21 protein-coding genes are annotated in these 19,626 nt (G+C 72.3%); 12 read left to right on the top strand and 9 right to left on the bottom strand.

The features are described 5' to 3' along the window. Window positions 1-34: 34 nt before the first annotated feature. Entirely contained in the window at window positions 35-916 is an 882-nt protein-coding gene (locus tag JJI54_RS00415; RefSeq protein WP_226381327.1) for a DUF58 domain-containing protein, read from the bottom strand. Further along, window positions 909-1,913, bottom strand: coding sequence for an AAA family ATPase (locus JJI54_RS00410; RefSeq protein WP_203069843.1), 1,005 nt, complete (start codon window positions 1,911-1,913; stop codon window positions 909-911). Before JJI54_RS00410 ends, JJI54_RS00415 begins: the two co-directional genes overlap by 8 nt. Window positions 1,914-2,202: 289 nt before the next feature. On the opposite strand from JJI54_RS00410, the gene JJI54_RS00405 reads away from it, so the two are divergent. The 6 genes from JJI54_RS00405 (at window position 2,203) to JJI54_RS00380 (ending at window position 7,739) form a co-directional block, all read left to right on the top strand. Further along, window positions 2,203-2,787 (top strand): DUF1285 domain-containing protein, encoded by a 585-nt coding sequence (locus JJI54_RS00405; RefSeq protein ID WP_226381326.1) that lies wholly within the window; start codon window positions 2,203-2,205, stop codon window positions 2,785-2,787. After that, window positions 2,784-3,425, top strand: a complete 642-nt coding sequence (locus JJI54_RS00400; protein ID WP_203069841.1) for a CoA pyrophosphatase — start codon at window positions 2,784-2,786, stop codon at window positions 3,423-3,425. The genes JJI54_RS00405 and JJI54_RS00400 overlap by 4 nt, the downstream gene beginning before the upstream one ends. 230 nt (window positions 3,426-3,655) lie before the next feature. Further along, window positions 3,656-3,913, top strand: a complete 258-nt coding sequence (locus JJI54_RS00395) for a hypothetical protein (RefSeq protein WP_203069839.1) — start codon at window positions 3,656-3,658, stop codon at window positions 3,911-3,913. Then, on the top strand, window positions 3,910-5,166 hold the full coding sequence (locus JJI54_RS00390) for a CCA tRNA nucleotidyltransferase (RefSeq protein ID WP_203069837.1): 1,257 nt from the start codon (window positions 3,910-3,912) through the stop codon (window positions 5,164-5,166). The genes JJI54_RS00395 and JJI54_RS00390 overlap by 4 nt, the downstream gene beginning before the upstream one ends. Before the next feature lie 135 nt (window positions 5,167-5,301). Further along, window positions 5,302-7,056: an ABC transporter ATP-binding protein gene (locus JJI54_RS00385; protein WP_203069835.1), complete on the top strand. Its 1,755-nt coding sequence runs from the start codon at window positions 5,302-5,304 to the stop codon at window positions 7,054-7,056. Next, window positions 7,053-7,739, top strand: coding sequence for a CatB-related O-acetyltransferase (locus tag JJI54_RS00380; RefSeq protein WP_226381325.1), 687 nt, complete (start codon window positions 7,053-7,055; stop codon window positions 7,737-7,739). The genes JJI54_RS00385 and JJI54_RS00380 overlap by 4 nt, the downstream gene beginning before the upstream one ends. Window positions 7,740-7,833: 94 nt before the next feature. On the opposite strand, the gene pal is transcribed toward JJI54_RS00380, so the two are convergent. Further along, the gene (pal, locus tag JJI54_RS00375) at window positions 7,834-8,364 is read right to left on the bottom strand and encodes a peptidoglycan-associated lipoprotein Pal (RefSeq protein ID WP_203069833.1); all 531 of its coding nucleotides are present in this window, start codon (window positions 8,362-8,364) and stop codon (window positions 7,834-7,836) included. 135 nt (window positions 8,365-8,499) lie between these two features. Next, the gene (locus tag JJI54_RS00370) at window positions 8,500-9,162 is read right to left on the bottom strand and encodes a tyrosine-protein phosphatase (protein ID WP_404817584.1); all 663 of its coding nucleotides are present in this window, start codon (window positions 9,160-9,162) and stop codon (window positions 8,500-8,502) included. A gap of 118 nt (window positions 9,163-9,280) precedes the next feature. On the opposite strand from JJI54_RS00370, the gene JJI54_RS00365 reads away from it, so the two are divergent. Beyond that, on the top strand, window positions 9,281-9,478 hold the full coding sequence (locus JJI54_RS00365; protein WP_203069829.1) for a hypothetical protein: 198 nt from the start codon (window positions 9,281-9,283) through the stop codon (window positions 9,476-9,478). Window positions 9,479-9,480: 2 nt separating this feature from the next. Next, entirely contained in the window at window positions 9,481-9,705 is a 225-nt protein-coding gene (locus tag JJI54_RS00360) for a hypothetical protein (RefSeq protein WP_203069827.1), read from the top strand. Window positions 9,706-9,780: 75 nt separating this feature from the next. Here the strand turns inward: JJI54_RS00360 and JJI54_RS00355 are convergent, their stop codons facing one another. Continuing rightward, complete coding sequence (locus JJI54_RS00355) at window positions 9,781-10,761, bottom strand: Bug family tripartite tricarboxylate transporter substrate binding protein (protein ID WP_203069825.1); 981 nt, start codon at window positions 10,759-10,761, stop codon at window positions 9,781-9,783. A 126-nt stretch (window positions 10,762-10,887) separates the two neighbouring features. Here JJI54_RS00355 and JJI54_RS00350 point away from each other — a divergent pair, with 126 nt between their 5' ends. Further along, a complete protein-coding gene (locus tag JJI54_RS00350; protein ID WP_203069823.1) occupies window positions 10,888-11,991 on the top strand; it encodes a hypothetical protein in 1,104 nt (367 codons plus the stop codon). A gap of 437 nt (window positions 11,992-12,428) precedes the next feature. Here JJI54_RS00350 and JJI54_RS00345 read toward each other — a convergent pair whose 3' ends face one another. The 4 genes from JJI54_RS00345 to hemF form a co-directional block, all read right to left on the bottom strand. Next, window positions 12,429-12,692 carry a type II toxin-antitoxin system prevent-host-death family antitoxin gene (locus JJI54_RS00345; RefSeq protein ID WP_203069821.1) on the bottom strand — a complete coding sequence of 88 codons (264 nt, stop codon included), beginning with the start codon at window positions 12,690-12,692 and terminating at the stop codon, window positions 12,429-12,431. 77 nt (window positions 12,693-12,769) lie between these two features. After that, entirely contained in the window at window positions 12,770-14,965 is a 2,196-nt protein-coding gene (locus tag JJI54_RS00340; protein WP_203069819.1) for a xanthine dehydrogenase family protein molybdopterin-binding subunit, read from the bottom strand. Next, window positions 14,965-15,417, bottom strand: coding sequence for a (2Fe-2S)-binding protein (locus JJI54_RS00335; RefSeq protein ID WP_203069817.1), 453 nt, complete (start codon window positions 15,415-15,417; stop codon window positions 14,965-14,967). The genes JJI54_RS00340 and JJI54_RS00335 overlap by 1 nt, the downstream gene beginning before the upstream one ends. A 172-nt stretch (window positions 15,418-15,589) precedes the next feature. Next, on the bottom strand, window positions 15,590-16,483 hold the full coding sequence (hemF, locus tag JJI54_RS00330; RefSeq protein WP_203069815.1) for an oxygen-dependent coproporphyrinogen oxidase: 894 nt from the start codon (window positions 16,481-16,483) through the stop codon (window positions 15,590-15,592). Between the two features lie 364 nt (window positions 16,484-16,847). On the opposite strand from hemF, the gene petA reads away from it, so the two are divergent. The 3 genes from petA to JJI54_RS00315 all read left to right on the top strand — a co-directional run bounded on the left by petA (window position 16,848) and on the right by JJI54_RS00315 (window position 19,550). After that, window positions 16,848-17,423: a ubiquinol-cytochrome c reductase iron-sulfur subunit gene (gene petA / locus JJI54_RS00325; protein WP_203069813.1), complete on the top strand. Its 576-nt coding sequence runs from the start codon at window positions 16,848-16,850 to the stop codon at window positions 17,421-17,423. 67 nt (window positions 17,424-17,490) lie between these two features. Next, on the top strand, window positions 17,491-18,762 hold the full coding sequence (locus JJI54_RS00320; RefSeq protein WP_203069811.1) for a cytochrome b: 1,272 nt from the start codon (window positions 17,491-17,493) through the stop codon (window positions 18,760-18,762). Then, window positions 18,762-19,550 (top strand): cytochrome c1, encoded by a 789-nt coding sequence (locus tag JJI54_RS00315; protein ID WP_203069809.1) that lies wholly within the window; start codon window positions 18,762-18,764, stop codon window positions 19,548-19,550. The genes JJI54_RS00320 and JJI54_RS00315 overlap by 1 nt, the downstream gene beginning before the upstream one ends. Window positions 19,551-19,626: the final 76 nt, after the last annotated feature.

The following is a 19,626-nucleotide window of genomic DNA, read 5'->3' as shown; positions in this document are numbered from 1 at the left end:
CGAGACGACCCTGGACCGTCATCAGTGAAGCGCCTCATTGCGGCGCCAGCGCCTGATGCAGCGCCAGCAGCGCGGCTTCCGGCGGCTGGTCGGTGCGGTGGGTGGCGAAGCTCCAGCCCGCGGCGGCGGCGATCGCCGCCAGCCCCGCGCGGTGGCGGGCCAGCCGCTCCCCATAGACCTCCCGCACCGATTCGACGCGGGGGACGAGGGCGGCGGCGAGGCCCGCGGCCACCTCCTCGAAGCGGATGCGCCCGGCATAGGGCAGCGTCTCCTCCGCCGGGTCGATCACCTGCAGCAGATGGCCGCGCACCCCCTGGGCCGACAGCGCGCCGAGCGCGCGGCGCGTCTCCTCCAGCCGGCCCCAGAAATCGCCGAACAGCACGGCGCGGGCGTGGCGGGCGATGCGGGGGTCCTCCGGCGTGGGCGCCATGGCGCCGAGCGAATCCGCGATCTGCGGCAGCGCGCCGCGGCCGGCGAAGGGGCGGGGCAGGCCGAAGAGCCGCACACGCTCCCCGCCCCGCAGCAGCAGGGCGGACAGCGCCAGCAGCAGCAGGTCGGCGCGCAGCTGCTTGGGCGGCACCTCCGGCCCGCTGCGCCAGGCCATGCCGGCGTCCGCCGCGCGCCACAGCGCCACGGTCTGCGCGGCCTCCCACTCCGTCTCCCGGATGAACAGGCGGTCGGACTTGCCGGATTGCCGCCAGTCGATCCGGCTGGCCTGGTCGCCGGCGACATAGGGGCGGAACTGCCAGAAGGCCTCGCCCGGTCCCGCGCGGCGGCGGCCATGGATGCCGGGCATGACGGTCGCCGCCACCCGCTCCGCCTCCACCAGCAAGGGCGGCAGGCGGGCGCCGAGCTGTTCCGCCCAGGGGATGGTCAGCCGGGCGGGGGAGGAGGAGGGGGGCGCGGGGCTAGCCAAGCTGCGCCTTCAGCACATCGAGCACCTCCGACAGCTTCACCCCATCCGCCCGGGCCGAGAAGTTCAGCGCCATGCGGTGCCGCAGTACCGGCTCCGCCAGCGCCACCACGTCATCCACGCTGGGGGAGAGGCGGCCCTGGAGGACGGCGCGCGCCCGGGTGGCCAGCATCAGCGCCTGGGCGGCGCGGGGGCCGGGGCCATAGGCCAGGTTCTGGCGGATCGATTCGATCTCCGTCGTCTCCGGCCGCGCGCTGCGGACCAGCTTCAGGATGGCGTCCAGCACCTGTTCGCCGACCGGCAGGCGCCGGATCAGCAGCTGCGCGGCGGACAGCTCCGCCCCCGTCATGGCGGGCTGGGGCTTCGCCTCCTTCGCGCCGGTCGTCGCCAGCAGCATGGCGCGCTCCGCCGCCAGGTCGGGGTAGCCGACATCGATCTCCAGCAGGAAGCGGTCGAGCTGCGCCTCCGGCAGGGGGTAGGTGCCTTCCTGCTCGATCGGGTTCTGGGTGGCCAGCACATGGAAGGGGGCGGGCAGGGGGTGGACCTCCCCCGCGATCGCCACCTTGTGCTCCTGCATCGCCTGGAGGAGGGCGGATTGGGTGCGCGGGCTGGCGCGGTTGATCTCATCCGCCATCAGCAGCTGGCAGAAGACCGGGCCCTTGATGAAGCGGAAGTGGCGGCGGCCATGCGCATCCTCCTCCAGCACCTCGGAGCCGAGGATGTCCGATGGCATGAGGTCCGGCGTGAACTGGACGCGCCGGGCATCGAGGCCGAGGACGGTGCCCAGCGTCTCCACCAGCTTGGTCTTGCCGAGGCCCGGGACGCCGACCAGCAGCACATGGCCGCCGGAGAGCAGGGTGATGAGCGTGCGCTCCACCACCGTCTCCTGCCCGAAGATGACGCGGCCGACCCCTTCGCGCACCCGGGCCAGCCGGTCCGCCAGCGACTCGGCCTCCCGGATGAGAGATTCCGCCTCCGCGGCGTCGGCCACTTCCACCATGCGGGTAAGGCTCCCTATATGCGATCCGTTCGATATGGGGCGAGTATCCACCTCGCCCATCCCTGGCGCCACATCGGCGTGCATCAAAGCGTCACGCTTCGATGCCGGCGGCCTGGCCGGGGGAGGATTTCGTGGTGTGGCTGGGGAGCCAGGGGCCGGAAGGCCCGCGGGGTCACGGGGTGCGGAAGGTGTGATGAACGAAGCGCGACGTGACGCTGTGCCCGATGGGGCGCCCGATGGGGCGCTGAATGGCGCGGGGCCGAAAGGGCGTGAAGGCCGGATGCCGGCCATGCCGCGGCTCAAGCCGAACCAGAACTGCGGCGATTTCTCCATGCGCATCGCCAAGGACGGGACCTGGTTCTACCGGGGCAGCCCGATCGGGCGGAAGGAGCTGGTCTGCCTCTTCGCCTCCGTCCTGAAGCGGGAGGAGGATGGCAGCTACTGGCTGGAAACCCCCGTCGAGCGCGGCCGGATCGAGGTGGATGACGCCCCCTTCGTGGCCGTCGAGATGTGGTGGCGCACCTGCGCCGACCCCTTCGCGCCGCTCGGCTCCCGCTCCGCCGAGCCGCGGCAATGCCTGACCTTCCGCACCAACCTCGATGAGATGGTGACGGCCGACGCCGAGCATCCGATCCGCGTCACCATCGACCCGGAATCGCGCGAACCCCGCCCCTACATCACCGTCCGCCCGGGGCTGGAGGCGCGGATCAACCGCGCGGTGTTCTATGAGCTGGTGGCCCTCGCCCAGCCGGAGACGGTGGAAGGCCGCGCCGTGATCGGCGTGTGGTCGGAAGGCGTCTTCTTCCCGATCGACGACGCCCCCACCGCCCAGCAGGACGACGAGGACGACACCTACGACCAGGCGGCGGAGTGAGCGGCGCCCCGCGCCAGGCCCTCATTCCCGTCCCGAGCCTGCCGAGCCGGGAGGAGATCGCCGCCCGCCTCGCCGACCCCGTCGCGCTGGAACGCGCCCGGGACAGCACCTTCGAGGAGCGGGACATCTTCGTGATCCGGCCGAACGGGCCGGTGGCCGCCGCGGTGCTGATCCCGATCGTCTGGCACGGATCGGGGCCGGGCATCCTGCTGACGCTCCGTTCCGACCGCCTCTCCTCCCATGCGGGCCAGGTGGCCTTCCCCGGCGGGCGGATCGAGCGGGGCGAGACAGCGGAGGCCGCGGCGCTGCGGGAGGCGGCGGAGGAGGTGGGGCTGGACCCGCGCCTGCCGGAGATCGTGGGGGCGCTGCCGGAACACCTGACGGGCACGGGCTACCGCGTGACTCCCGTCGTTGCCTTCCTCGACCCGCCCTTGTCGCTGTCACCGGAACCAGGCGAGGTGCAGGCGATCTTCGAACTGCCGCTGGCCACCGTGCTGGACCCCGCGGCGCCCGCGCTGAAGTCGCGGGAGGTGCGGGGGAAGATGCGGGACTACTGGGTCTGGCCGCATGACACCCACCTGATCTGGGGCGCCACCGCCGCCATGCTGATGGGCCTGGCGCGGGTGCTGAGAGGCTGAGGCCGCCGCTTCGGGTTGCGCCAGGGGATGAAGCCCGCGGTCAGCACATGGGCGCGCGCCTGCGGCCAGTGCGCGGCGGCCAGGCTGCGGGCCAGGGCGAGGGGGAGCGGCTTCACGGGCATCGGGCACCTTCCGGGTCGTTGCCGTGACGCTAGGATCGGCGGGCGGCCGGGGTCGAAGAGACGCTTCCTCTCGCCGCCATCGGCATCGCCTTGGGGGATGAACGGGTCATGATGGCGATCGCCGACATCCTGCTGATGCTGCTGCCGCTGGGGCTGTTCCTGGCCTGGCGGCGGCTGCGGCCACCCTCCTCCACCGGGCCCTCGCCCGGGCTGGTGCTGGCGCTGGCGCTGGGGGCGGCGGCGGGGATCGGGGCGGCGATCTGGTTCGGCACCGAAGGCGCGATGGGTAAGGGCGAGGCCTATGTGCCCGCGACCCTCGCCCCCGATGGCACCATCACGCCCGGGCATGGGGAGCGGCGCCCGTGAGCGAGGCGGCCCATGCGCGCATCGCGCCCCCCGCCTTCCTGGCGGAGCCCGCCCCCGCCGCGGTGCTGGCCGCGCTGCCGGGCAGCCGGGCGGTCGGCGGCTGCGTGCGGGACGCGCTGGCCGGCGTCGCGGTGCATGACGTGGACGTGGCCGCGCCCCTGCCGCCGGAGGCCATTGCCGAACGGCTGAAGGCGGCGGGGCTCAAGGTGTTCGAGACCGGGCTCGCCCATGGCACCGTCACCGCCGTGCTGGGCGGGCAGCCCGTGGAGGTGACGGCGCTGCGCCGCGATGTCGCGACCGATGGCCGCCATGCGGAGGTCGCCTGGACCACCGACTGGGCGGAGGATGCCGCGCGGCGGGACTTCACCATCAACGCCATGTCCTGCGACGGGGAAGGGCGGCTCTGGGACTATTTCGGCGGCCGGGCGGACCTGGCGGCGGGGCAGGTGCGGTTCGTGGGCGATGCCGCGACCCGGCTGGCCGAGGACTACCTCCGGGCGCTCCGCTTCTTCCGCTTCTGGGCCCGCTACGGGCGCGGGGCGCCGGATGCGGAGGCCGTGGCGGCGATCCGCGGCGCGGTGGAGGGGCTCGCCCGCCGCATCGCCGTCGAGCGGGTATGGATGGAGATCAAGCGGCTGCTGGAGGCCGCGGACCCCGTCGCTGCGCTGCGTCTCATGGAGGAGACCGGCATCCGCGCCGCCGTGCTGCCGGAAGGCGCCGATCCCGCCTCGCTGGCGGCGGGCCTGGCGCGCGGGCTGCCGCGGGACCCGGTGCTGCGCCTCGCGGTGCTGGTGCCGGCGGGGGCGGCGGACCGGCACCTGCCGTCGCGCCTCCGCTGGTCGCGGGAGGAGGCCGGGCAATACGCGGCGGCGCGCGATACCGCCCGCATCCGGGGCGCGCTGGACGAGGCCGCGCTGCGCCGCCTGCTGGCGGACCACAAGCTGCCCCGGCTGCTGGACGCGACCTGGGTGGCGGAGTCGCGGGGCGAGCCCGGGGATTGGCCGGGGCTGCGGGCGCGACTCGGGGCCATGCCGGTGCCGGCCTTCCCGCTGCGGGGGCAGGACGCGATCGACCTCGGCCACAGGCCGGATGCGCGGATCGGGCAGGCGATGAAGGCGGTGCGGGGCTGGTGGATCGAGGGCGGCTGCGTCGCGGGCCGGGCGGACTGCCTGGCGCGCCTGGCCGCGCTGCTGGAGAGGTCCGGGGCGGCGGACGGGCCCGCCGCCCCGGAAGGGAAGAACCCGGGGTCCTGACTCCCCGGGCCTTACCGGAACGAATGCAGAACTAGCACCGGGCATGCTGGGATGCAAGTCTTGACGGGGGCGGCGACATGGCCCTCGGCGTGCCGCGAAGTGGCCCTTCTCGCCGGCTTGGACTACACGGCGGGCATGGCCCGACCTGCCTTCGATGCCGCCTCCCTGCCGCTCGTCCGCCGCCTCTGGCGCGACTACATCCGGCGCTATCCCTGGGGCGTGGCGCTCGCCATCGCCTGCACGCTGGGGGTGGCGGGGACGACGGCGCTCTACCCGCTGATCATCCAGCAGGCCTTCAACCTCTTCGCGGAGGGCGATGCCCGCGTGGTCTGGGCGCTGCCGCCCGTCATCATCGCCGTCACCCTGGCGCGCGCCCTGACCATGTACGGCCAGGCGGTCGCCATGCAGCGGGTGGTGCTGAGCGTCATCACCGACCTGCAGCGGGACCTGTTCCGGGCGCTGACCCGCGCCGACCTGGCGGCCGTGGCGCGGGACGCCCCCGCGCGCCACGCCGCGCGCTTCACCACGGACGCCGCCCTGATCCGGGAGGCGCTGTCCAAGGCCATCAGCGGCATCGCCGATGTGCTGACGGTGGTGGGGCTGGTGGGGTCCATGCTCTGGATGGACTGGAAGATGGCCCTGCTGGCCTCCCTTCTCTATCCCATCGCCATCGTGCCGATTCTCCGCATCGGCAAGCGCATCCGCCGCGCCTCCGCGGGCATGCAGGACCGGGTGGGGGAGACGGCGGCGCTGCTGGTGGAGAGCTTCGGCGCCGCCCGCGTGGTCCGCAGCTACCGGCTGGAGGCGCAGGAGGAGGCGCGGGCGGATGCCGCCTTCACCCGGCTGCGGGACAGCCAGCTCGCCATCCAGCGGACGCGGGCGCGGCTCGACCCGGTGCTGGAGGCGCTCGGCGGCTTCGCGGTGGCGCTGGTGCTGGGCTTCGTGGGCTGGCGGGTCTCGGAAGGGCTCGGCACCATCGGCGACTTCACGGGCTTCGTGGCCGCGCTGCTGATCGCGGCCCGCCCGGCGCGGGCGCTGGGCAGCCTGAACGCGGCGCTGCAGGAGGGCCTGGCCGGCCTCTCCCGATCCTTCGCCAGCATGGATGAACGCCCGCGCATCCTGGATGCCGCGACCGCGCAGCCGCTGCCCGCCGGCGAGGGGAGCGTGGCCTTCGAGGGCGTTGGCTTCGCCTATGAGGGCGTGCCGGATGCGGCGCTGCGGGGCCTTTCCTTCACCGCCGAGCCCGGGCGGACGGTGGCGCTGGTCGGGCCCTCGGGGGCCGGCAAATCCACCGCGCTGGCGCTGGTGCCGCGCCTCTATGAGGTGACGGAAGGCGCGATCCGCATCGATGGCGCGGATATCCGGGGCGTGACGCTGGAGAGCCTGCGCGACGCCATCGCCTATGTCGGCCAGGACGCCGTGCTGTTCGACGACACCGCCTTCGCCAACATCGCCTGCGGCCGCCCGGGCGCGACGCGGGCGGAGGTGGAGGCGGCCGCGCGGGCGGCCGCCGCGCATGAATTCCTGGCGGCGCTGCCGCAGGGCTACGACACGGAACTCGGCACCGGGGGCAACCGGCTCTCGGGCGGGCAGCGGCAGCGCGTCAGCCTGGCCCGCGCGCTGCTGCGCAACCCCCGCGTCCTGCTGCTGGACGAGGCGACGAGCGCGCTGGATGCGGAGAACGAGGCGCTGGTGCAGCAGGCGCTGGAGAGGCTGCGGGCGGGGCGCACCACGCTGGTCATTGCCCACCGCCTCTCCACCGTGCGGGACGCCGACCTCATCGTGGTGATGGAGGGCGGGCGCGCGGTGGAGCAGGGGACGCATGCGGGGCTGATGGCGCAGGACGGGCTCTATGCCCGCCTGGTCCGCACCCAGGCCTTCGCGGCATGACCCGCACCCGCGCCGAGGCGGAGGCGATGCCGGACCCCGACGCCATCCACCCCATCCCCAACAAGCCGCGGGTGGTGTTCCTGAAGCCGCTGCTCGACAGCCTGCCGGAGATCCGCAACGTCGAGGTCGGCGCCTTCACCTATTACGACGACCCGCTCCACGCCCGGGACTTCTTCCGGCGCAACCTGCTCTACAATTTCGGGGCCTCCGGCGCGACGCTGCGGATCGGGCGCTTCGGCGCCATCGCGACCGGCGCGCGCTTCATGTTCCCCGACGCGATGCATGCGATGGAGGGGCCCTCCACCTACCCCTTCGGCATCCTCGGCGGCGGCTTCCTGGGCGCGCTGCCCTTCGCGGACTACCCCTTCAAGCCCGGCCGCGACACCGTCATCGGCCATGACGTGTGGGTGGGCATGGAGGCGCTGGTGATGCCGGGCGTGCGGATTGGCCATGGCGCGGTGGTGGGCGCCCGCGCCGTGGTGGGCAGCGACGTGCCGGATTATGCCGTGGTGGCGGGCAACCCCGCCCGGGTGATCCGCCGCCGCTACACGGAGGAGGAGGCCGCGCGGCTGGTGGCGCTGGCCTGGTGGGACTGGCCGGTGGCGCGGATCGCCCGCGCCATCCCGCTGCTGGTCAAGGGCGGCGTCGCGGCGCTGGAGGATTTCGCCGCGCGCCAGCCGTGACTTTTTAGTCACTAAGCCCTTTTAGCCGATTATGCCGATTAGCCGCCTTTAGCACCGATTTTCGCGGGTTTTTTCGGACGAATCGAGGAAAGGTCTAGCGAACCACCGTCACCGCGCGGCGGTTCTGCGCCCAGGCCGCCTGGTTGGAGCCGAGTTCCACCGGCCGGTCCTTGCCGTAGGAGATGGTCTGGATGCGCGTGCTGGCCACGCCATCGGCCACCAGCAGGTCCCGCGCCGCATTGGCGCGGCGCTGGCCCAGCGCCAAATTGTATTCGCGCGTGCCGCGTTCATCGGCATGGCCCTCGATCGTGACCTGTACCTGGCGGTAGCGGTTCAGCCATTCCGCCTGGCGGGACAGGACTGGGCGCTGGTCGGCGCCCACCTGCACGGAATCGGTGGCGAAGAGGACGCGGTCCCCGATGGCGCCGGCCAGCTCCTCCTGCGATCCGGGGCGGAAATTGCCGCCGCCCGGGCCGCCCAGCGCCGAGGTGCCGATGCCGCCGCCCCGGCCATCCCCGCCGCCGGCGCCGCCCCGGCCGGCCGCCGCCGCATCCGAATCGGCGCTGGAGGAGCAGGCGGCCAGGCCGAGGGCCAGGCCGAGCACGGCAAGGGAGGCGAACTTCATGGTGGGCAACTCCGCGTCGGGTCGTTGGGCGTCTGATCCCCCAGGCGGGGGGCAGGTTCAAGGGGCGGGGAAGGTCATTCCGCGGAGATGCCGGGACGTCAAGGACTATATTCCTTTCGCCCGCGGGCTGCAAGCCTATTCGCGCTTCAGCACCCCATCCACCAGCCGGTCCGCCCAGGCCTTGGACCGGAACCGGGCGCGGAGATCGGCCTCGTCATAGTCCTGCGTGAGCCATTGGAGAAACGGCTTCGGGCCGTGGGCGGCCTGGTGGGCGGCGTAGTCCTGGAAGAAGGCGTCGAGGATGCCGGTGCGGCTGGCAGCGATGTGGCCGAAGCGCCAGTGCAACTGGCCCAGCGCTTCGGCCACGGAATGGCCATTCAGGATGAGCCAGATTCCGGCGATCAGCCCGGTGCGGTCGGCGCCGGACTTGCAGTGAATCAGAAGTGGCTCAGGCAATGTGGGCAGCAGCTCCACCAGGCGCAGGATGCGGTCCTTGTGCGGCGCGCCGCGGCTTTCGAAGGGGGCATCGGCATGGATCAGGCCGAGTTCGCCCGCCCGCGCCCGGCCGAGCGCATCCGACCCGCAATCCTGCCGGTGGCCGCGCAGGTTCAGCACCGATTTCAGCCCGAAGCGCCGCTGCGCCGCGGCCAGCTGCCAGGGCAGGGGGTGGTTGGAGCGGTAGAGGCGGCCGCGCGAGACCTCACCCCAATTGCGCCAGGAGATGCGCAGGATCGCGTGATCCACGAGCAGGGAATTGAGCCAGGCGCGCTGCCGGCCGGCGGGGGAGGAGAGGTCCACGGCGCCGATATGGCGGGTCCCGCCGCCGAAGGCCAGGAGGGGCCCGCCCGGGAGACCCGCAACGAACGGCGCCGGGCGGGGGGCGTTGGGGGAGGCGTCAACCCAGGAGGACCAGCCCATGTCCAACGCCAAGGTGCCGCCCGTGCCGCCGGCCAACCAGAGCCCCGGCGGCGGCAACAACCCCGGCGGCAGCCCGCTGCCGCCGGAGGAGGCGCAGGCCAACATCGATTCGAAGAACCGGAAGCTGGAACAGCAGGGAAGGCAGGGGAACACGCACCAGAACACCCGCCACCAGGGCTACCAGCAGGATCGATGAGCATGGCGACGCAACGGCAGACCGATCCGAAGCCGGGGGCGGACCGCACCGGCGGCGGCCCCGGCAGCAGCCACCAGGGCGGATCCCACGGCCACACCACGCGGGACCGGGACGATCACGGGCCGGCGCCGGGGGAGGCCACCAATGCGGGGAAGAGCCGGGTCTCCGGCGGGGGTGGGGAGCGGGACAGCCACCATACCCATGACGGGGAGAGGAAGGGCGGCTGATGCCGGGGAGGGCGCTGCCTTCCCCGGACCCCTTCCGCCAGGGGCGAGCCGCCCCTGGACCGTCCCCGCCTTCCGTCAGTCGAGCCGCGCCCCCGAGATCCGCACCACCTCCTGCCAGACCGGCCTTTCGCGCGCGACGCGGGCCGTGACCTCCGCCGGCGTGCTGAACACGCCCTTGGCGCCGGCGCGGAGGAAGCGTTCCTGCATGGCCGCGGGCTCCGTCACCTCCCGGATCAGGCCGGCGGCGCGTTCCACGATCGGCGCGGGCACGCCGGCCGGGAAGGCCATGGCGCACCAGGAGGTGATGACGAAGTCGGGCACGCCGACCTCCGCCATGGTCGGCACATCCGGCAGCGTGGCCCAGCGTTCCGCCCCCGTGACCGCGAAGGCCTTGGCGCGGCCTTCCTGGATGACGGGGACGTAGCTCGCCAAATTGTCCAGCGCGCAGTTCAGGTCGCCCGACAGCATGGCGGGGATGATCTGGGCGGCGCCGCGGAAGGGGACATGCGTGCCCTCGATCCGCAGGCGGCTGGTGAAGAGGGCGCCGGAGAGGTGGGCGGTGGTGCCCACGCCCGGGGAGCCGTAGGAGATCCCCTGCCGCTGCGCGCGCGCCCAGGCCAGGAATTCCGCGAAGTTGGTCGCGGGATTGTGCTGGGCGGAGACGACCAGGACATTGGGCAGTTCCCAATGCATCGAGATCGGCTGGAAGTCCCGCTGCGGGTCATAGGGCAGGCGCGCGTAGAGGAAGCTGTTGATATGCCAGGCGCCGAGCGTCAGCGGCGCCATGGTGTAGCCATCCGGCGCCGATTTCGCGAGCGCGTCGGCGCCGATGTTGCCGCCGGCGCCGGGGCGGTTTTCCAGCACGAAGGACTGGCCGGTCTTCTGCTGGAGCTGTTCGCAGAGCAGGCGGCAGAGCACGTCGGTGGACCCGCCGGGCGGCCAGGGGACGATCACGCGGACGGAGCGGTTCGGCCATGCCCCCTGCGCCAGCGCGCCGGTGGTGGCGAGGAAGGGCGCGGCCAGGCTGGTGCCCAGCAGGATGCGGCGCGTGGTCATTCCGGATGTCTCCCCTTGGTTGGCGCCAGGATAGAGGCTTGGCGGGGACGCGGCCAGGGAGGGTGAAGCGCCGCCCTTTTACCGAAGCCTAATCCGGACAGCGGACAAGGAAGGCCGGAGGTATGCATGGCGGCGCAGGCCCAGTCGCTTTCCGAGTTGCGGATGCTGGTGGAGCGGCTGGAGCAATCCGGCCTGGCCGGGCAGCGCGCGGATGTGGCGGCGCTGCTCGACCGGTCCCGCGCGACGCTGGCCAGCCACCAGGAGGCGCGGCCAGGGGGATGGCCCGGGGGATGGAATGGCGGCCGCCGGCCGCGGCAGCGCCCGGTGGCGGCGCCGGCGGAACGCCCGCCGCGGCGGCGCCGCGTGCGGCGGGGCTTCAAGGTCGCCTCCCTGCTGCTGGTGATGGTGGATGGGGTGGCGGCGATGCTGGGCGCGGCGTCGCTCGCCGGGCTGCTGCTGGCGGATGTGCCGCCGGAGCCGGCGCCGCTGGTGCTGGCGGGGGCGGTGCTGTGGGGCATCGCCCATCGCGGCCGGCTGCTGGTGGCGGAGGCGGCCTTCGGCCTGACCTACATGCTGCGCTGGGCCTGGCTGTGGGTGGCGGAGGCCTTCAGCGACGCGGCCTTCGAGAAGCTGCAGATCCTGCTGGATGCGCGGGACGTGATGGCGCATTGGCGCGACTGGCGGCGCAGCCTGTCCCGCCCGCCCCGCATGGCGGATGTGGAGGCCTTCCTGGCGGAGACGCATGGCCCGGCCGTCGCCGCGCTGTTCCTGGCGCAGGGGGAGGCGCGCTGGGGCAGGCGGCGGGTGCATGTCGGCCGCGGCGCGGGGCTGCAGGCGGCGGGGGAGGGCTTCGCCGAGCAGCGCGTGCGCTGGTCCCGCCTGATCCGGCTGTTCGAGGGGCTGGCGGCGGCGGATGCCTTCTGGCCGGAGGCGCCGATGGTGCTGACCGGCGGGCCGGGCCACGGCATCACCGCGGACCCGGCGCCGGAGCCGGAGCCCGAGCCCGACCCGCCGGAGCGGATCGCGCGGCGGGAGCAGCTGAAGGAGATGATCCTGGCGAAGCGGGAGGAGATCCAGCGCGCGCAGGACTGGAAGATGAAGACCCCGGGCGAGATGGCGCAGCGCGACGCGCATGTCGCCGATCTGCGCCGGCAGCATGACGCGATGGAGGCGGAGCTGCGGGAGATCGGGGGCGTGCCGCCGCCGATCCTGACCAAGCGGCGGCGATAGGGGCTTTGCCGTCCGCTGCACCAGGGCGGCGATCTGCCGGCGCCGTGCCTCCAGGAAGCGATCCCGCACCGCGCGGAAGAAGGCGGGGGGCAGGAAGCCATAGGCGACGGAGCCGGGGTTCTGCCCCGGCAGGGGCCGGAGATCGGGCCCGGGCCAGGTGAAGGCATTCGCCTCCGTCACCACCACCCAGGAACGTGCGTCATCCAGGCCCAGGCGCCGCTTCGTGGCCTGGGGAATCTCGATCGCGTCCGCCGGATCGGCAGGCGGGCTGCGGGTGATGGGCAGCGCCAGGACGCGGTGCTGGCCTGCATCGTCGTGCACGGCAAGGATGATGGCGCAGGGCCGGTCCTTGGCGCCTTCCTCCCGGCCCTGCATCGCCTCCCGCCGCCAGAGATAGGCGTAGCGGATGACGAGGCCCGGCTGCGGGGCGGGCCAGGTCAGGGGCGCCAATCCGTCAGCTCGGCATCCAGCTGCTCCTGCCCGGCCGGGACTTCCGCGCTGGCGATCAGGGCGGCGTTCGCGTCCGGCACCTCGGCGGCGGCGATGGCCTGGCGGTCACGGCGCTTGAGGCGTTCGTATTCGGCGGCCGAGACGACGACCAGGCGGTCCCGCCCGTTCTTGGTGATGGTCAGCGGCTCCGCCAGCGCGCGGTCGGCCAGCGTGCCGAAGTTCCTGATGAAGTCGGCCGTCGTGACCCGCATGGGCGCGGACTCCCTCGGTGGTGCGGAATGCGAATTATACATATAATTCGCATTCTTCGCGAGGGCTTCCCGCGCCCTCACGCCGCGCCGATGCGTTCCTTCGCGAAGGGCAGGCTGCGGATGCGGCGGCCGGTGAGGGCGGCGATGGCGTTGGCGACGGCGGGGGGGACGCCGGGGGTGCCGGGTTCGCCGATGCCGCCCATGGGGGCGCCGGATTCGACGATGCGGACATGGACCTTCGGCATCTCCGCCCGCGCCAGGATGCGGTAGGCGTCGAAGTTGCGGGGGATGGGGCGGCCATCCTCGAAGCCCATCTCCTCGAAGCAGGCCGCGGACAGGCCGATGGCGGCGGCGCTTTCGACCTGGGCGCGGATGATGGCGGGGTTGACGATGCTGCCAGGGTCGATGGCGATGAAGAGGTCATGGACCACCACCTCGCCCTCCCGCAGCGAGACCTCGGCGATGGTCGCGACCTCCGTCCCGAAGGGGGAGGCCATGGCGATGCCGCGCGCCCGGCGGGTGCCGTCCGGCGCCTCGAAGGGCCCGCGGCGCCAGCCGCCGGCCAATTCCACCACGGCGTCGAGCAGCGCCTGGTGGCGCGGCGAATGGGCGAGGTGGGCGCGGCGGAAGGCGAGGGGGTCCTGGCCTGCCACTTCCGCGACCTCGTCGAGAAAGGCCTCCAGGAAGAAGTCGTTCATGGAATGGCCGACGGAGCGCCAGAAGCCGACATTGATGGGGTGGGGGACGTGCACCCATTCGATGCGGCGGTTGGGGATGGCGTAGGGCTTGAAGGCCACGCCCTCCACCGCGCTGGTATCGAGCGGCGGGTTGCCGAGGCGGGCGGTGCCGAAATGCTTGGCGACGGGGCCCTCGCCCGGGATGGTGGCGTGCAGCGCCTCGATCCGGCCATCGGCGCCGAGGGAGGCGCGCAGCCGGGCGAAGCCCATGGGCCGGTAGGCGTCCCGCGCAAATTCCTCCTCGCGCGTCCAGATGACCTTCACGGGGCGGCTGGCGGCGCGGGCCAGGCGGATGGCCTGCTTCATCGGGTGGATGCTGCCATAGGTGAAGTGCCGGCCGAAGAAGCCGCCCAGCAGCGGGGTGTGGATGCGGATGCGGTCCTCGGCCAGGTTGGCTTCGCGGGCGGCGATGGCGCGGAACTGCTCCGGCGCCTGGTTCGGCGTCCAGACATCCAGCGTGCCATCGGCGTTGAAGCGGACGGTGGCGGAGGGCGGCTCCAGCTGGGCGTGGGCGAGGTAGGGGGCGTCGTAGTCGGCGGTGATGGTCCTGGTGGCGACGCGGAGGATGGCGGGGGCGTCGCCCTGGGTGTCGCTGGCCGGGTTGCCCGGCGCATCGGCCTGGGAGCGCAGCAGGTCGAGCATCGAGGAGCTGGAAAAATCCTCCGGCACCACGGACTGGCCGCCGACCGCGGTCCAGGCGACCTGGGCGGATTCCACCGCCTTGCGGGCGCGCCAGAAGCTGTCCGCCAGCACGGCGACGGCGCCGGGCAGGCGGTGCACGGAATGGACGCCGGGCATGGCGCGCAGCGCGGCCTCGTTCAGCACGGCCCCGGGATCGGCGCCGGCGCGGGGGGCGTGGAGGATGGCGGCCTGCAGCATGCCCTCCACGCGCATGTCGATGCCGTAGCGCGCCTGGCCGGTGGATTTGGCGCGGGTGTCGAGGCGGGGCGCGGGCTGGCCGATCAGGCGCAGCGGCGTGCCGGCGGGCTTGGGCTCGGCATCCGCCGGGATGGGCAGCGCCGCGGCGGCCTCCGCCAGCGCGCCATAGGGGATGCGGCCGCCGGGATGGATGACGAAGCCGGGTTCGGTGGAGAGGCTGGCCACGGGCACCGAGAGGCGCTGCGCCGCGGCCTGGAGGAGCATGGCGCGGGCGGTGGCGCCGAGGACGCGGAAATGGGTGGCGCTGTTGCGGATGGAGAAGCTGCCGCCGGTGACGCGGCGCGTGCCGTTGAACAGCACCTGGTAGTCGGCGCCGGCGGGGGCGGTTTCCACGGTGAAGGCGGCGAGGTCGGCGTCCAGCTCCTCCGCCACCAGCTGGGCGATGGCGGTGTGGATGCCCTGCCCGCCCTCCGCGAAGGGATTCTTCAGGCTGATCCGGCCGTCAGGATGGATCGTGAGGTAGGCCGGGACCTTCCGGGCGTGCTGCAGGCCGCCCATGGACTGGGCGCGGGCGGGGCGGGGGGGCACGCGGAGCGCGAGGACGAGGCCGCCCGCCAGACCCAGCGCCGTGCGGCGGGAGAGGTTGAGCGCCTTCATCACGCGGCCTCCGCGGCCCGGCGGATGCCGGCGGCGATGGCGTTGTAGGTGCCGCAGCGGCAGAGATTGGTCATGGCGGCGGCGATGGCGGCGTCATCGGGCTTCGGCGTTTCCTTCAGCAGCGCGGTCGCCGCCATCAGCTGGCCGGACTGGCAATAGCCGCATTGCGGGACGTCGAGCGCCACCCAGGCGGCGACCAGGCGGGCGCCGATGGGATCGGCCTCGATCGCCTCGATGGTCGTGACGGGGCGGCCGGCCAGGGCATCGAGGGGCAGCTGGCAGGAGCGGGTGGCGACGCCATCCACCAGCACGGTGCAGGCGCCGCACTGCGCGACGCCGCAGCCATACTTGGTGCCGACCAGGCCCAGCGTGTCGCGCAGCACCCAGAGGAGGGGGGTATCGCCCTCCACATCGGCGCGGCGCGTCTCTCCATTCACGGTGATCTCGGCCATCGAAGCGTCCCCGGGCAACCCGGGGGCATCTTGGCGTCCGTGGGCGGGATGTCGAGCGTTGTTCTGCAGCCGGCCGCCACCGGCGGCCGAGGCCGCGGATACGGCCCGCCGGAGGCGTGCCCGAGGGCATGGAAAGGGTGGCCAGGGCGCCGCCGGAAGCGGCGCCTGGGCGTCACGGCCAGCCGGTCTCGGGCGGGAGCGACATGAGGATCGCCTCCACATTGCCGCCGGTCTTGAGGCCGAAGATGGTGCCGCGGTCGTAGAGCAGGTTGAACTCCACGTAGCGGCCGCGGCGCATCAGCTGGTGGGCGCGCTCGGCCTCGGTCCAGGGCTCATGCATGCGGCGGCGGACGATGGCGGGGTAGGCGTCGAGGAAGGCCTGGCCGACGTCGCGGGTGAAGGCGAAGTCGGCCTCGACACCCTTCCCCGGCGTGCGGTCGCCGAGCCAGTCGTAGAAGATGCCGCCGAGGCCGCGCGGTTCGTTGCGGTGGGGCAGGAAGAAGTACTCGTCGCACCATTGCTTGAAGCGGGGGTAGTAGGTGGGGTCGTGGCGGTCGCAGGCGGCCTGGTAGGCGGCGTGGAAGGTCGCCGCATCCTCCTTCGAATGGGGGGCGGCGTGGTCCATCGGGGTCAAATCCCCGCCGCCGCCGAACCAGGCCTTCGTCGTCAGGATGAAGCGCGTGTTCATGTGCACGGCCGGCACGCGGGGGCTGCGCATATGCGCCACCAGGCTGATGCCGGTCGCCAGGAAGCGGGGGTCTTCGTCCGCGCCGGGAATCTGCTTCCGGAAATCCGCCGAAAATTCGCCGAAGACGGTGGAGACGTTGACGCCCACCTTCTCGAACACCCGGCCCTTCATGACGGACATGACGCCGCCGCCGCCCTCCGGCCGGTCCCAGGCGGTGCGGATGAAGCGGCCGGGGGGGAGGGTGGCGTGGGGGCCGGTGGCGAGTTCGTCCTCGATCGCCTCGAACTCGGCGCAGATGCGGTCGCGCAGGCCTTCGAACCAGGCGCGGGCGGGGGCCACCATGGGGTGGGAAGGCGGGGTGGCGGGCGTATCGGTCATCCGGGGATGGTCCTAGATCGGCGCGGCGGGGCGCCGCGCCATGGCCTCGATCGGCGCGCCGGTCGCACGCCATGACCGGAAGATTGGCAGGGGATGAAGAGGATGCCCATCCTGGCCCGGAAGTGAGGCGGCGGGGCGGCTTCGCGATGAAGCTGTTGCGATTTCAGGGCTGCCGCCGGATGGACACCATCGCAAGCCACCCTTTATATGCGGCGCAGCGTCGTTGGTGGCAGCCCCGGCTTGCGCGCGCCCCTGTTCGGGCAGTGCCGGCCACGGTTGGTTCATCTTCTGGCGCGAAGCATGCGCGAGGATGGCGGTTCGCCCGGATCTATCCGGCGGGCGGAGACCGGAAGGGGACGACGACATGGCCGAGACGATGGCGCCTGCGCAGGCGCCGCACGGTGCGCCCCATGGAGCCGATGGCTCCGGGGAGACGCGGCGGGACTTCCTGAAACTGACGACGGGCGCCTTCGCCGCGGTCGGCGTGGGCGTGGTGGCGTGGCCCTTCATCCATTCCATGAACCCGGCGCGCGACGTGCTGGCGCTGTCCTCCACCGAGGTGGATCTGGGGCCGATCGCCTCCGGCCAGGCGGTGACGGTGATGTGGCGCGGCAAGCCGGTCTTCGTCCGCAACCGCACGGCGGAGGAAGTGCAGGCCGCGCGCGCGACGCCGCTGTCCGAGCTGAAGGACCCGGCGCCGGACCAGCGCCGCGTGCAGCGCGACCAGTGGCTGGTGGTGGTGGGGGTGTGCACGCATCTCGGCTGCGTGCCGCTCGGGCAGAAATCGTCCGACCCGCGCGGCGACTACAATGGCTGGTTCTGCCCCTGCCATGGCAGCCACTACGACACCTCGGGCCGCATCCGTAAGGGGCCGGCGCCGCTGAACCTTGCGGTTCCCGAATACACCTTCACCTCTCCCACCCAGATCCGGATCGGCTGACGGCGCCGGGGCGCGGTATGGTCCGCGCCCGCCCGTGAGCCCCGCAACCCCCGAGGAGCCAGGCAAGATGGCCATCGGCCTTCACGACAGCACCATCTCAAACCCCGTCCTGCGCTGGGTGGACCAGCGCCTGCCGGTCTTCACCATGATGCAGAAGGAGTACGGGACGTTCCCGACGCCCCGTAACTTCAACTACTTCTGGAACTTCGGCGCGCTCGCCATGGTCACGCTGATGATCATGATCGCGACCGGCATCTTCCTGGCGATGAACTACACGCCGCACACCGCCTACGCCTTCGACAGCGTCGAGCGCATCATGCGCGACGTGAACTACGGCTGGCTGATCCGCTACGTGCACATGAACGGCGCGTCGATGTTCTTCATCGTCGTGTACATCCACATCTGGCGCGGGCTCTACTACGGGTCCTACAAGGCGCCGCGCGAGCTGCTGTGGATCCTGGGCGTCGTCATCTTCCTGCTGATGATGGCCACCGCCTTCATGGGCTACGTTCTGCCCTGGGGCCAGATGTCCTTCTGGGGCGCGACGGTCATCACGAACCTGTTCTCCGCCTTCCCGATCGTGGGCGAGCACATCGTGACCTGGCTGTGGGGCGGCTTCTCGGTCGACAACCCGACGCTGAACCGCTTCTTCAGCCTGCACTACCTGATGCCCTTCGTGATCGCGGGCGTGGTCTTCCTGCACGTCGCCGCGCTGCACATCACGGGGTCCAACAACCCGCTCGGCATCGACCCGAAGGGCCCGCAGGACACGCTGCCCTTCCACCCCTACTACACGGTGAAGGACAGCGTCGGCCTGGTGGTCTACTTCATCGTCTTCGCCGCGCTGGTGTTCTTCGCGCCGAACTACCTCGGCCACCCCGACAACTACATCCCGGCGAACCCGCTGGTGACGCCCGCGCATATCGTGCCGGAATGGTACTTCCTGCCCTTCTACGCGATCCTGCGCGCGGTGCCGGACAAGCTCGGCGGCGTGCTGCTGATGTTCGGCTCCATCGCGGTGCTGTTCATCCTGCCCTGGCTCGACACCTCCCCGGTGCGGTCCATGCGCTTCCGCCCGGTGGCGAAGTGGGCGCTGTTCCTGTGGCTGATCGCCTTCTTCGTCCTGATGTGGGCGGGCGGGAAGCCGGCGGAGGAGCCCTATGTCACGATCTCCCGCATCGCGACGGCCTACTACTTCGCCTACTTCCTGCTGATCCTGCCGCTGCTCGGCCGGCTGGAGCGGCCGCTGGCGCTGCCCGAAAGCATCGCCCTGCCCGTGCTGCGCGGCGGCGGGCCGCTGCCCGCCGGTGCCCTGGCCAAGCCGATGGAGAAGGCCTGATGCGCGTGTCCCTGCGGGGCTTCCGCAACCTGGTTGGCGCGCTGGCCCTCGGCGCCGCCACCGTGATGAGCGCAACCCCGGCCCGCGCGGCCGGGGAGGCGATCGCCCTTCCCGACGTCCGGTTCAGCTTCGAAGGCTTCTTCGGGGTCTATGACCGCGGGTCGCTGCAGCGCGGCTTCCAGGTCTACAAGGAAGTCTGCTCCGCCTGCCACGCGATGCGGCAGCTGAGCTACCGCAACCTGCTGGAGATCGGGCTTTCCGAGGAGCAGGTCCGCGCCATCGCCGCCACCTTCCAGGTGGTGGACGGCCCGAACGACCAGGGCGAGATGTTCGAGCGCCCGGCGCGGCTGTCCGACCGCTTCCGCCGGCCCTTCCCGAACGAGCAGGCCGCGCGGTCCGCCAATAACGGCGCCTATCCGCCCGACCTCTCCGTGATGGTGAAGGCCCGCCACAACGGCGCCGACTACATCCACGCGCTGCTGACCGGCTACCGCGACGCGCCGGCCGGCTTCCAGCTGATGGACGGGATGAACTACAACGCCTACTTCCCCGGCCACCAGATCGCGATGCCGAACGTGCTGAACCCGGGCCAGGTGGAATACGCCGACCGCACCGAGTCCACCGTGGACCAGATGGCGCGCGACGTGACCACCTTCCTGGCCTGGGCGGCGGAGCCGGAGGCGGAGAAGCGGCGGGCCATGGGCATCCGCATCATCCTCTTCCTCATCATCCTCGGCGGGCTGACCTATGCGGTGAAGCGCAAGGTCTGGGCCGACGTGAAGCACTGAACCCGCCCGCAAGGCCGGGTTGAGCGAAGGGCCGTCCCCGCGAGGGGCCGGCCCTTTTCCGTTGCGATCCCTTTTC

The sequence above is a fragment of the Falsiroseomonas ponticola genome, from assembly GCF_016805305.1.
GTDB classification, from domain to species: domain Bacteria; phylum Pseudomonadota; class Alphaproteobacteria; order Acetobacterales; family Acetobacteraceae; genus Falsiroseomonas; species Falsiroseomonas ponticola.
This window is presented reverse-complemented; position numbering and strand designations above follow the sequence as displayed.

Coding starts and splice junctions, on each gene's coding strand:
- JJI54_RS00365 (WP_203069829.1), top strand. CDS start 9,281: ATGTCCAACGCCAAGGTGCCGCCCGTGCCGCCGGCCAACCAGAGCCCC.
- JJI54_RS00405 (WP_226381326.1), top strand. CDS start 2,203: ATGCCGCGGCTCAAGCCGAACCAGAACTGCGGCGATTTCTCCATGCGC.
- hemF (WP_203069815.1), bottom strand. CDS start 16,483: ATGACCGATACGCCCGCCACCCCGCCTTCCCACCCCATGGTGGCCCCC.
- JJI54_RS00380 (WP_226381325.1), top strand. CDS start 7,053: ATGACCCGCACCCGCGCCGAGGCGGAGGCGATGCCGGACCCCGACGCC.
- JJI54_RS00410 (WP_203069843.1), bottom strand. CDS start 1,913: ATGGTGGAAGTGGCCGACGCCGCGGAGGCGGAATCTCTCATCCGGGAG.
- petA (WP_203069813.1), top strand. CDS start 16,848: ATGGCCGAGACGATGGCGCCTGCGCAGGCGCCGCACGGTGCGCCCCAT.
- JJI54_RS00345 (WP_203069821.1), bottom strand. CDS start 12,692: ATGCGGGTCACGACGGCCGACTTCATCAGGAACTTCGGCACGCTGGCC.
- JJI54_RS00335 (WP_203069817.1), bottom strand. CDS start 15,417: ATGGCCGAGATCACCGTGAATGGAGAGACGCGCCGCGCCGATGTGGAG.
- JJI54_RS00320 (WP_203069811.1), top strand. CDS start 17,491: ATGGCCATCGGCCTTCACGACAGCACCATCTCAAACCCCGTCCTGCGC.
- JJI54_RS00350 (WP_203069823.1), top strand. CDS start 10,888: ATGGCGGCGCAGGCCCAGTCGCTTTCCGAGTTGCGGATGCTGGTGGAG.
- JJI54_RS00340 (WP_203069819.1), bottom strand. CDS start 14,965: ATGAAGGCGCTCAACCTCTCCCGCCGCACGGCGCTGGGTCTGGCGGGC.
- JJI54_RS00360 (WP_203069827.1), top strand. CDS start 9,481: ATGGCGACGCAACGGCAGACCGATCCGAAGCCGGGGGCGGACCGCACC.
- JJI54_RS00385 (WP_203069835.1), top strand. CDS start 5,302: ATGGCCCGACCTGCCTTCGATGCCGCCTCCCTGCCGCTCGTCCGCCGC.
- JJI54_RS00315 (WP_203069809.1), top strand. CDS start 18,762: ATGCGCGTGTCCCTGCGGGGCTTCCGCAACCTGGTTGGCGCGCTGGCC.
- JJI54_RS00395 (WP_203069839.1), top strand. CDS start 3,656: ATGATGGCGATCGCCGACATCCTGCTGATGCTGCTGCCGCTGGGGCTG.
- pal (WP_203069833.1), bottom strand. CDS start 8,364: ATGAAGTTCGCCTCCCTTGCCGTGCTCGGCCTGGCCCTCGGCCTGGCC.
- JJI54_RS00355 (WP_203069825.1), bottom strand. CDS start 10,761: ATGACCACGCGCCGCATCCTGCTGGGCACCAGCCTGGCCGCGCCCTTC.